This is a genomic window from Shewanella inventionis (genome assembly GCF_014641855.1).
Lineage (GTDB): Bacteria > Pseudomonadota > Gammaproteobacteria > Enterobacterales > Shewanellaceae > Shewanella > Shewanella inventionis.
Genome location: NZ_BMII01000027.1, coordinates 1 through 11,447, shown reverse-complemented (window position 1 = coordinate 11,447; position 11,447 = coordinate 1). Strand labels below are relative to the sequence as shown.

At 42.6% G+C, this 11,447-nt stretch carries 9 protein-coding genes and 1 pseudogene; 3 read left to right on the top strand and 7 right to left on the bottom strand.

All coding sequences use genetic code 11. The features are described 5' to 3' along the window. Nucleotides 1-438: 438 nt before the first annotated feature. From IEW93_RS15500 to IEW93_RS15490, 3 genes are all read right to left on the bottom strand, one after another. Nucleotides 439-2,757 carry an OmcA/MtrC family decaheme c-type cytochrome gene (locus IEW93_RS15500; protein ID WP_188740204.1) on the bottom strand — a complete coding sequence of 773 codons (2,319 nt, stop codon included), beginning with the start codon at nucleotides 2,755-2,757 and terminating at the stop codon, nucleotides 439-441. Nucleotides 2,758-3,092: 335 nt separating this feature from the next. Next, a complete protein-coding gene (locus IEW93_RS15495; protein ID WP_188740203.1) occupies nucleotides 3,093-4,049 on the bottom strand; it encodes a LysR family transcriptional regulator in 957 nt (318 codons plus the stop codon). Between the two features lie 63 nt (nucleotides 4,050-4,112). Continuing rightward, nucleotides 4,113-4,826: a 16S rRNA pseudouridine(516) synthase gene (locus IEW93_RS15490; protein ID WP_188740202.1), complete on the bottom strand. Its 714-nt coding sequence runs from the start codon at nucleotides 4,824-4,826 to the stop codon at nucleotides 4,113-4,115. Between the two features lie 80 nt (nucleotides 4,827-4,906). Between IEW93_RS15490 and glnD the strand changes: the two genes are divergently transcribed. Next, complete coding sequence (gene glnD / locus IEW93_RS15485; RefSeq protein WP_188740201.1) at nucleotides 4,907-7,549, top strand: [protein-PII] uridylyltransferase; 2,643 nt, start codon at nucleotides 4,907-4,909, stop codon at nucleotides 7,547-7,549. A gap of 81 nt (nucleotides 7,550-7,630) precedes the next feature. Beyond that, nucleotides 7,631-8,134: a YcxB family protein gene (locus tag IEW93_RS15480; protein WP_188740200.1), complete on the top strand. Its 504-nt coding sequence runs from the start codon at nucleotides 7,631-7,633 to the stop codon at nucleotides 8,132-8,134. Here the strand turns inward: IEW93_RS15480 and IEW93_RS15475 are convergent. Beyond that, nucleotides 8,131-8,607, bottom strand: coding sequence for a uracil-DNA glycosylase family protein (locus IEW93_RS15475; RefSeq protein ID WP_188740199.1), 477 nt, complete (start codon nucleotides 8,605-8,607; stop codon nucleotides 8,131-8,133). The two genes, IEW93_RS15480 and IEW93_RS15475, sit on opposite strands and share 4 nt — an antisense overlap. 280 nt (nucleotides 8,608-8,887) lie before the next feature. Continuing rightward, nucleotides 8,888-9,013 carry a hypothetical protein gene (locus IEW93_RS22275; RefSeq protein ID WP_263283587.1) on the bottom strand — a complete coding sequence of 42 codons (126 nt, stop codon included), beginning with the start codon at nucleotides 9,011-9,013 and terminating at the stop codon, nucleotides 8,888-8,890. A gap of 96 nt (nucleotides 9,014-9,109) precedes the next feature. Between IEW93_RS22275 and IEW93_RS15470 the strand changes: the two genes are divergently transcribed. Further along, nucleotides 9,110-9,367 (top strand): hypothetical protein, encoded by a 258-nt coding sequence (locus IEW93_RS15470; RefSeq protein WP_223419435.1) that lies wholly within the window; start codon nucleotides 9,110-9,112, stop codon nucleotides 9,365-9,367. Between the two features lie 76 nt (nucleotides 9,368-9,443). Here IEW93_RS15470 and IEW93_RS15465 read toward each other — a convergent pair whose 3' ends face one another. Both IEW93_RS15465 and IEW93_RS15460 read right to left on the bottom strand, forming a co-directional pair. Continuing rightward, nucleotides 9,444-9,827: an MAPEG family protein gene (locus IEW93_RS15465; protein WP_188740198.1), complete on the bottom strand. Its 384-nt coding sequence runs from the start codon at nucleotides 9,825-9,827 to the stop codon at nucleotides 9,444-9,446. Between the two features lie 692 nt (nucleotides 9,828-10,519). Continuing rightward, a pseudogene (locus IEW93_RS15460) lies at nucleotides 10,520-11,302 on the bottom strand (sensor histidine kinase); the annotation flags it as partial. Nucleotides 11,303-11,447: the final 145 nt, after the last annotated feature.

Sequence of the window (11,447 nt, the reverse complement as noted above, 5' to 3'; positions counted from 1 at the left end):
CATCAATTCCAAGGGAGGCAGCAATGCCTCCCTTTTTGTATCTACGATAAAATGGCGATCACTCCTCTTGAGTCTAAAGCTAGAGTCTAGAACCTAGAGCGCTACGCTGCTAGGACGCTGCGCGGCTAGAATCTATAAAATCTTAGAAGCAAAGCGACCTAGCAGGACGAAGTCCGCTCTCTGGCGAGCTTGCGAGTTCCTAGGATCTAGAACCTAGTACCTAAGCCCCAAAAGCCAACACCTGGGTCCCGGCTCAAAAGCGTTACCGGGACGACGTAGTACTCTAGCAGCGTAGCGACCTAGCAAGACGAAGTCCGCCCTAGCAGCGAAGCGCCCCTAGCTACACCGAAAATCAAACAAAAAAAAGAGGGCGACATTGCTGCCGCCCTCTTACTTAGTTTCTTATGTGATGATTAAGAAATTGTATTTTGTATTAACCTAGTGAGCCACAGTTGAATGCACTGTATCAATACCGTAAGTTTTACCTTCAGCATGACAAGTTGCACAAGACTCTACAGGTAAATCAGCAGTAGTATCAGGTTCACCTTCAACTGTTGCACCATTCGCTTTAAAGTGAGCCAGTGCTGCGGCATCAGAGTGAGCGTGACAAGTACGGCATGACTCTGCAACTGGAGAGATAAACTGAGTACCAGCAGAATTAACCGCAATAGCACGTTTACCTGACGCTAAACCACCATCAGCAGCAAAGATATTCATGTCGTCTTTATGACAAGCTGAACATTCAGTCGCAACAGCAGGGTAACCTTGGGTTTCCATATTTGAATTTAAGTTAATTGCAGGGAAACCACGGTTATCGTCCCATAAACCACTGTGGAAGCGGTGAGAAACAGTCATTAAGTCGCGGTTGTTGTAAGTTAAATCATCAATGGTTGCAAATACAGGTTCACCATCGTCATTAACTTCATCTGTTTTGTATTCAACAGTAACATGGTAAGAACCACCCCATGTGTTGTTATGACAACCCATACATTGGTCAAAACGTTCGTTACCATAGTGTTTTGCAATGCCAAGAGAAGTATGACAAGTGCTACATTTCGCTTCATCTGCGGTCACCATTGATGGCACACTTTGACGAGCAATGTTAGCACCAGAACCATCTGCATTAGCTAGATTCCAGTATTTGGTGTCCATAGTAACTGCAACATATTCAACAGCATATTGGTCTTCACCGCTGGCATCTTGACAGGCAACTAATTTAGCATCTGAATCAGCACACACCGAGAAGCGAGGTGTAATTGCGATAGTTTGACCAGCAACATTGAAGTTAGCCACTTTAGTCACCACAAACTTACCACCAGATGAAACTACACCAGATAGGTTTACAGAAGTACCCACATAATAAGTACCATCAGCGTCAACTGTACCTGTTTTGATTTCGTCGTAGTTTGCATAATCTGCAAAATCAAATCCATCAACAATTGGAGAGCCATCAACTGTTACATCAAATGTAATTGTCATTTGGTCTTGCATTACACCGCTTACATCAACTGCATCTTCAGCATAAACCACATTGCTTACGGACATGACAATTGAATCAGTCGTCATTGCACGTACGCCGACATTATGAGCTTGCATAGGGCTTAAACTACCCGCACCATGACAACCAGAACATACAGCGTCACTCGCAGGAATAATGCCATTATGGTTATCACCCGTGGTTAAGTCGACATCAACGTGACAAGACACACAAGCTTCAGCATAAATGTTATCGTTCCACTGAGTACCGTTATCATGACATGCTGTACACTCATTTAACTCAGATGGGAAACCAATTTCACCAAACATTTCTTTGGCTTCGCCAGTGAGTGAATCTGCAATTTGATGTCCCGCATGAATGGTGTGGATCATGGCGTTGAAATTAGCGTTATAGCCTTTTTCAGGATCATCTTGTCCGCCCGCATAGGCTGGGTTATGACAAGCCACACAGTTTTCCACTTTTTGATAATTATGGTGAGCATCAATATTAGCAATACGCATGTCAGTATCAGCGTAACCATCTAATGAGCTGTGACATTTAATACATGCCGCATTCGACACAGAGTCTTTTTCAGAAACAGCTAGCTCACCCGTTGCAGGAATAAAATCTAACGGTGTTGATAAAATTTTATCGCTGATACTTGTTCCGTCTGCGTCTACTACATCATAAGCACGAATAATTACACGAACTAAATCGTTAGCATCACCGTCGGTTAATACGACTGGCGCATTACCTTCGTGAGTCCAAGAACCAGTATAGGTACCAGGATTAGCGGTATCTTCAACAAGCGTACAGGCATTAACCACAGAGCCATCACGCGCTGTAGTGCTACCGGTTAAGTTACAGTACATGCTACTGCCAAAATCATTGGCTAAAGTATGACTGGTCCATAACATAGGAGCGCCAGTATCAGTGGTATTTTCTGATTGGCTCATCACATATAAAGCCACTCTTTCAAGCCCAGAAAAAGGAACAACTTTGTTACCTGTACCAATCCCAGAAACAGTAAACTTAATGCTAAATGGATCGCTACCCACCACCACAATATCTGCTGGGTCGAGCGTTAAATTAAAGTCATATGCATTTTCTACGGTTGTTACAGTCAATGCAGCAGACGTACCGTCAGCACCATCTACTCCGTCAACGCCATTAACACCATCAACGCCGTCGGCGCCATCGGATCCGTCCGAGCCACACCCTGCAATACCAAAAGCTGCAATAAACGCTGCAGCCAGTAAAGTTCTATTATATTTTTTCATCTTAAATCCCCCGATTTAGATTTGTAGGTCTTACACATACAAAATATAAGGAATTACGCCAAAATACCCGTGCGAGATAGTAAAGCTGTGACGATTGGTTGCAAATTCGTTAACAGAAATCTGCAGTTTTATTATCGGATATACTGATAGATGAAAAGGGGGATTTCATTATTTGCAACCCTAAAGAGGTATTTGAAAAGACAGAATAAATCCAGTTGTGGAAACCAATCAACTACCAACTCCAAATGATTGATTTTTATAAAATTAAAATATTATCCTGCATGGTGGTAAATAAGACATCCTTGTCCGTTCGTCCATTGAGATTTTGAATCCGCTCACATTATTATTGAACGAGTGATATTGATTATCATTTGCTTCACATCTGCAGAATATCTGCGGTAATGCTCTGCTCGTTCAATTAAACAGTAATCCGGCATAGGCATCACAGAATTAAGCCGGGCAAACTCTGAGGCGGCTAATCGCTCAACGCGCAATTGGGGGATCTGGCTTGCAAAAGAACCCTCATTACAAATCGTTAGCGCCAAACTGTCCAGGGTAAGTATGTGCCAATACCAATCTTCAAGTTTTTTAACACATTCAATATCTTCTAACGGTAAGCCATGTGTTTGGCAATACAGTTCTAGTGGATCGATACGATTGTTAAAACCTCGACATTTCAAATACACAATAGAGTGTTGGATCACATCCTCAAGTGTAATTTCATCGGCATTATCCCATACAGAATGTTGTTGCTTACCCACTAAACACAATGACGTGACACGGCCAATAGTGTGCACTTCTAAACCATGGGCATCTTGAGTATCAAACCCAATGCCAAAATCCAACTCACCATTATAAATCAGCTCTTCGGTGTCACTCTGCCAACTGTGTAACTTGACTTTACCTATCGTATCGCGAGGACACTGGCTTAAGGCAATGGCAACACTGGTAATAATACTTGGCGATACAGCCACATGTAATATTGACGTTTGTTGGTGACTAGACTTGTCTTCGGCTACACGCTCAATTTGCCCAACCATGTCACATAGCTGGCACACAGGCTGATACAAACGATCTGCCAGTGGCGTGGGTTTTAGACCTTGTTGGCGACGAAAAAACAGCTCATCATTAAAAATGACCCTTAGCGAGGTCAGGCAACGACTGATTTTTGGAGCAGAAACAGCTAACTCTTTAGCGGCGCAATTAGCAAACCCAGTTTCATAGATAATCTTAAATACCAGCAAACTAAACACATCGAGCTCACTGACTTTTTTCAATGCTTGAAAATTCACATGTCACCTATGGCCTATTGAGATGACCTTAAATTAACATGTTGCAGGTAAGAAAAAGTTGATCTAGTGCTGAATAATGCAATCAACTTCAGCTTTTGTTAATGAACGAAACTGCCCGGGTAACAGTGTGTTATCCAATACTATTTCCCCTATAGACACTCGATGCAGGGCAACAACAGGATTACGAAAACGGCCAAACATGCGTTTTATTTGATGGTACTTTCCTTCACGCAACACCACTTTGGCCTGGTGGCTCGACAAGATGGTAAGTTGCGCAGGCAAAGTTGTAATGCCCTCGTATTCAAAATACATCCCTTGTGCAAATGCCTCGATATAGTCATCACCAATAGGGTTGGCCAAAGTAACAATATATTGTTTGGCCACTTTGTTTTGTGGCGCCATTAATGCCGCTGACCATTTCGCGTCATTGGTCACCAATAATAACCCCGTTGAATGTAAATCTAGCCGCCCTGCAATATGCAGCATGTCATGGTCAATGCCCGTTAATAAACTCAAAGCCGTTGGGTGTTGTTCATCAATAGTTGCACTCACTACCCCATCGGGTTTATTAAGCATAAAGTACTGTTTTTCATACTGGCGCAACACCACCCCGTTACATTCAACATGCGTAAATTCATCAATTTGCAAATCAGGTGACTTTGCCAACACACCATTAACCAATACTTTATTATCAATCAGTAAATTACGGACCGCTTTTTTCGAAATCTGTAACGTACGGGCGATAAACTGGTCTAAGCGACCTCGTTTAGACACCATAAAACCTCATAAAATAGAGTGATACCATTTTGGGTAAGAATACCTTATTCTGTAAAAGGACTACACAACTAAGGAGTAACATGCTTTCGCAACCTGGCAGTACAGATTTGCGCCCAGACATGAGCACTGCAGAACTTAAGCAGGCAATAAAGTCACTGGATCAATTTTTACAAGATAACATTTTTCAGAGTGCGATTAATGACACGTTAAACAAGCGTTCACAATTTTTTGATACTCTCCTTTGCCAACGTTGGCAATCACTTGGTTTAGATGATCGTCACATTTCACTCAATGCTGTTGGCGGCTATGGCCGGCAAACCTTGCATCCCTTCTCCGACATTGATATTTGCATCATTCACGACGGTGAACTTAGCGCTAACGACGGCGCAAAAGTCAGTGAATTTTTAACTCAGTTATGGGATATTGGCCTCGACCTCGGCCATGCAGTGCGTAGCTTAAAAGATACCTTTCAAGCCTGTAAAGACGATGTCACCATTGCCACCAGCCTGCTCGAAATTCGCCATTTGTATGGCAATAGCGACCATCAACAACAAGTGCTAACCGCGCTATACGGCCAAGATTTATGGCAAAGCCAGGCATTTTTTAATGCCAAATTGAGCGAACAACAAGAACGCCACGCCAAAGCACAAGGTACCGCATTTAGCATCGAACCCAATTTAAAAACCAGCCCAGGCGGCATTCGTGACATTCAAACCCTCACCTGGGTGGCTCGTAAACATTTTGGTGTGGCAAATATGCAATCACTGCGTCGCTTCGGTTTTTTAACCAACGACGAATACGCCGAGCTAATGGAATGCCAAAACTTTTTGTTTAGAGTGCGCTTTGCCCTGCACCAGGCCGCTCAGCGCTCCGAAAACCGCTTATTACTGCAATACCAAGCTGAAGTCGCCAAACTAATGGGCTTTGGTGACAGTGTGTCCATCGGCGAAAGCGGCAGTATTGCAATTGAAAAAATGATGCGTCAGCTTTTCAGGGCAATGAAACGCATTGGCGAATTAAACAAAATATTAATGGCCTATTTTCAACGCGAAATCATCCCAGAGCTCAATCCAGTTATTATTGCCATTAATGACAACTTTGAAATTGTCGACCAGTACATTCATGTTCGTGATGAAACGGTATTTATTGACCGAACTCAAATCATGGCGTTATTTGAATTTATAGCCATTCACCACGACAAAATCATCGGCATTACTGCAGAAACACTGCGCTTATTGCGCCAAGTTAGACGCCGCCTCATGGGCGACTTGCAAGACTTTCAACGTTGCCGCGAGCAATTTAAAGCCATTTTTGCCCACCCAGAAGGCATGGGGCTGGCCATTACCTTAATGCACCAACACGGTATTTTGGCATCGTACCTGCCGCAATGGCGTGAAGTGGTTGGCCAAATGCAATTTGATTTATTCCATGCCTACACCGTCGATGAGCATACTCATAAAGTATTGAAAAACATTTATGCATACAGCAAAAATATAAAAAGTCTTGATAAAGATTTAGCCTTAGCGGCAGACATTTACCAAAAAATGTCCAACAAATCTAACTTACTGTTTGCAGCATTATTTCATGATTTAGCCAAAGGCCGTGGTGGAGACCACAGTGAACTAGGCGCAGTAGATGCGAGCATGTTTGCCAAATTTCATGGCTTAAAAGCGTCTCAAGAAGCACTAATTTGTTGGTTGGTAGAAAACCATCTATTGATGTCAATCACCTCACAAAGGATGGACATTTACGATCCAGACGTTATCAACACCTTTGCAAAAAAAGTCGGCACCCTAACCCGTCTCGATGCGCTTTATTGCCTCACTATTGCAGACATTCAAGCCACCAATGATGATTTATGGAATGACTGGAAAGCCTCATTGTTGCAAGATCTGTATTTTATCACCCGTAAAGCGTTGCGAGGTGGTTTTGAAAACGTTCTTCAAATCCGCACCCTTGTGCGCGAGCACAAGCAAGAAGCGCTTAACTTGCTCAACTGCGATACAGACACCACAAACGATATCAAAACCTTATGGAAGCGATTACCCATTGCCTTTTTCAGCAATGCTGAAGCCGATGATATAGCTAGATACACACAGGCAATGCTGCAACACAACCCAGTACCAACAGAAGATAATCAGTTTAATACATTAATTTTACTCGATGATGCCATTGTAAAAGGCTGCAGCGACGTATTTGTGTATACCAAAGACCGCCCTGGATTATTTGTAAAGCTGTTTAACACTCTAGCGGCACTGCGAATTTCAGTAAAACAGGCTCAAATTGCCCGCACAAAAGACGGTTATGTGGTTGAGTCATTTAAGGTGCTCGATTTTGACGAAAAGCCCATTACCAGTGCCCAGCGCCGCAAACAAGTATTAAACAAATTGCATCAAGTGCTAGACAAAGGCTTAGCGTTGCCAAAAAAACGAGCTTCAAGACGTCACCAAAGTTTTGATAATCATCCTACAATTGAATTTTTGCACTCACGTAAATCAACACGCTCTTTAGTGAATGTGTCTGCACTGGACACCAGTGACTTTATGGAGCAAATTGCCAGTGCATTTCGCTTACTCGAACTCAATATTCACTCAGCCACCATCAGTACGGTTGGTGAACGAGCAGATAACGTGTTTTCATTATCAAATAAAGAAGATAAACAGCTCACAGCAGAAGAGCAGCAACAATTATCTGTGGCATTGGTCAGTTCAATTACAGGTTAATTAGGCCGGTTTGCTTCAAGCTTTGAGCAAACTGGCGACTATGCGATAATCTTGGTAATTCCATTGCAGTCATAGGTCATCATGTCATCAGCTTTTAATTACACCGCAGAGTATGTGCTCGATAAAACCTACTTTGAAGAATGCTTTACTCAGTCGGTAAATACCGCTCCCAGCCTAAAACAATACAGCAAAACAGCTATATTTGTAGTGATTGGTTTGGCCATTTTAATGCAAGAAAGTATTGGCCAATTACCTGCCAATACAAAAGAAATGTATTACTTAGGCTACTTTTTTATTGGCTTAGCCGTTGTCGAGTGGTTAAGCATTCGTTTTAAAAAAACCTGGTGGTTATGGCGGCAAATGATCAGTAAAGCCGCTGGCGATACAGTTACATTAGTCGTTGATGATAGCGGGATCCACAGCAAATCGACTCATGTAAATCAACAGATTTTATGGACCGATGTGTACCGCATCACCCAAACCGACGCAGGCTTTTTAATCGCCATGCAAAAAAGCACCACTTATTTGTCTAAGCGTTGTTTATCACCAAGTGCCATTGATTTTATCGCCAGTAAACAGGCCTAGGCCAATGCTTTAGCGACACGCAGTTTTATGTCGCTAAGCAAGTCTTTTTCAAACCATGGATTGCGGCTCAACCAAATATTATTGCGAGGGCTTGGGTGGGGCAACGGTATATAGCGAGGCCCAAAGCTGTGCCATTGTTTTACCGTTTCGGTGAGCGTTTTAGGTTTATTTATTAAGGAATTCCTACCAAGGTAATACTGCTGAGCATAATGGCCTACCAACAAAATCAACTCTACATTCAGCAAGCGCTGCAATAATAAATCATGCCACCTAGGCGCACATTCCGATCGAGGCGGTAAATCACCCGATTGACCTTTTTTAGCTGTAGTCGCAGTATAACTCCCAGGATAACAAAACCCCATTGGCATAATGGCAACCTGCTTAGCATCGTAAAATACTTCTCGGCTTACGCCTAGCCATTCACGTAACCTGTCACCACTGGCATCATTAAAAGGAATACCCGTTTCATGCACTTTACGCCCAGGCGCCTAGGGTCTGTTGATCTTTCAAGGTTGTTTTTGCAGCGAATTGTTGGCCATTTCTACAAGGCAGAGACTTTGAGGTGTAGTTATTCTACATAAAAAGTCGATAACGCAGTAAAAATGACCAACAAACGCTGCCCGAAGGGTTCGGCTAAAAACGTTTTACTCTTTGTTGAATGGATTTTGCTTAGATGACTAGGCATCAATCCATTCGTCTCGATTAAAACGTTTTTAACTCGAACAAAATTCAATCAGCAAAGATCAATAGACCCTAGCCAATTATCAATATTTTTGCTTGAGGATCGAGTTGCACCACAGGGCGAACACCATCAGTTAATGACGCCGCACAAAGTTGACATTGATTAACTTGGTTGAGTAACACCTCAAACTCGGTCATAACATTATTACCTAAATCGATTTAGACACTACCCAAAGGAACTAAGCTACAGTAATATTTGTCAAAATAACAAAGTTCTCCCAAGAAGGAACAATTATGTCAACATCTATTACCCTTTCTCGCATAGCCATTGCTGCCTTATTTACTAGCGGTTTAGCCTTAAGCTTCAATGCAAGTGCGCTGCCTCAAGCACCAATGAAAGACATCGTTTCGTTAAAAGAAGCCTGTCAGCAAATAGCGGTAGAAGATCAATTACCTGAAACCGAAGTCGCTGCATTTTTACTTGACTGCGTTAACGATCAGCTTACCGAAATGGGCTACGAGCGTATCGCCAGCCTAGACGCTCCCCAATAGCAAACTCGCATTAACTCACAGCCATAAAAAAACGCCAACAAGGCGTTTTTTATGGTTATTACAACGTTTATAGCCTTTAAAAAGCCTGGCAAAATATCGCTATCGACGCGCCTATCGCCACAAACCAAGATAACGACCGCATTGTGCTGTAATCTAATAAATACAACACATGGTACACCACTCGGGCAACCACATGGACAATGGCCAGTAATGCCACCACATCGGTGACATTATTGGTCACTAATGCCGTGAGCACAGCCACCCCAAACACGATTAATGACTCAAACGCATTTTGATGCCCTGCAACGGCTCGCGCGCCAAAACCGGTTAATTGCGCTTGCTGCGCGCGCGGATGGTTGTTGTCATAACGGCCTAACTTAGCCATCGCCATCGCAACAGGCACTTTAGCGGCATATGGCAATAACATAGCTATAAGTAAACAAATCAAAATCGTGTGCATGGTATCCCTTCATTTTTGTGAGAGTTAATTAGTCCGCATTAACGGCGTTTTTAATCTTATACCATTTCCATTAATTATGTGACCAATCAGATAATTAGTGGAATTGGTATTAACATCGATTACGACGTCTTCAGCTATTTATGTAAATTATAAAAAATCAATACTCAATGAAATCGCTTCTATGACACGCGGTAAACCCATCCATGGGCGCTCTGCGAAACCACCCATGTTTTCGAAGGTCATAGCCGCGATTACATCCGCCGTATAGCTATCTTCGATTCAACCTTGTTTGTTAAAAGAACTAACGCATTTCTGGACAAAGGCATGTTAGCTACTGTCTCATGGTCCTAACTTTAATATCGTCCTAACTCTAACGTCGTCCCGGCAATGCTTTTGAGCCGGGACCCAGGTGTTTTGCTTTTTATGATTTTAGGCAACGATACTCAATGAAATCGCTTCTATGACACGCGGTAAACCCATCCATGGGCGCTCTGCGAAAACATCCATGTTTTCGAAGGTCATAGCCGCGATTACATCCGCCGTATAGCTATCTTCGATTTAACCTTGTTTGTTATTTAAAGATTTAACGCATTTATGGACAGAAAATGGTTTGAGGGACAAGAGTGTTTTTATAAATGTTTACCCTGACCCCACTAAATTTTGACCCCACTAAATGTTTTCACTAAATGTTTTTACTGTGAAGGCAACCAGACTTTGACACTTAAACCGCCTTCTACACGGTTTTGCATACTAATTCGGCCACCGTGGGCTTCGATTATTTCGCGGCATAAAGGTAAGCCAATACCAGTACCCGACTGCTTAGTTGAATAAAACGGTAACAAGGCTTGCGACAATACCTCGGTCGACATTCCGCTACCCTGGTCTTCGACTTTAACCAATAACCCGTTAACGGGATGAGTTACTTCTTCAAACATTAACGACACTGTGTCGGCCTTAGCGCCAGACTCGTGAGCGTTTTTAAGCAGATTGATAAAAACTTGCTCTAATTGCACTGCATCTAGCTCGATTGGCATCGTAGGTAAAGGGGATAACAGGTTAAATGGATATTGCTGCGCTAATTGCTGAGTCATCTTAGCCCAATCAATCAAGGTTTTTTGTGGCAGCGGTAATTTAGCAAACTGTGCATAATGAGAAATAAATTGGCTAAGGTGTGTGGTGCGGTTTTCGATGGTATCAAAAATTAATTGTAATTTAGGGTTATCTAAATGCTGAGTTAAATGCTTACCCGAGTTAACCATAGACGCAATGGGCGCCACCGAATTATTCAGCTCATGGCTAATAATCCTTATCACCTTTTTCCATACGGCCACTTCTTGGCGGTTAAGCTCTTTTGTGAGCTGTTTGAGCAAAATTAAATGGTGTTGTTGGTTGTTTTGGGTAAAGCGCCCACGTGAAATATGCCAGGTTTCAACATCACCACTGTCGGCATGGCTGTCGCTTACCTTGCCACCCTCAATCGAAAACAGCCCTTCTTGCTTAACACCGATCAGTTAAGAAACTGATCGGTTGACAGCAAAAATGATCCTACGAAAATGACTCCTTCTTTTGAACGGAGTTATTTTTTATGCTGTCTAACTGGCTTATTGATACTGAACTACT

What these genes read in the sequence shown, in the direction of transcription:
- glnD (WP_188740201.1), top strand. Translation starts at nt 4,907, where the DNA reads ATGCTTTCGCAACCTGGCAGTACAGATTTGCGCCCAGACATGAGCACT.
- IEW93_RS15480 (WP_188740200.1), top strand. Translation starts at nt 7,631, where the DNA reads ATGTCATCAGCTTTTAATTACACCGCAGAGTATGTGCTCGATAAAACC.
- IEW93_RS15470 (WP_223419435.1), top strand. Translation starts at nt 9,110, where the DNA reads ATGTCAACATCTATTACCCTTTCTCGCATAGCCATTGCTGCCTTATTT.
- IEW93_RS22275 (WP_263283587.1), bottom strand. Translation starts at nt 9,013, where the DNA reads ATGACCGAGTTTGAGGTGTTACTCAACCAAGTTAATCAATGTCAACTT.
- IEW93_RS15500 (WP_188740204.1), bottom strand. Translation starts at nt 2,757, where the DNA reads ATGAAAAAATATAATAGAACTTTACTGGCTGCAGCGTTTATTGCAGCT.
- IEW93_RS15490 (WP_188740202.1), bottom strand. Translation starts at nt 4,826, where the DNA reads ATGGTGTCTAAACGAGGTCGCTTAGACCAGTTTATCGCCCGTACGTTA.
- IEW93_RS15465 (WP_188740198.1), bottom strand. Translation starts at nt 9,827, where the DNA reads ATGCACACGATTTTGATTTGTTTACTTATAGCTATGTTATTGCCATAT.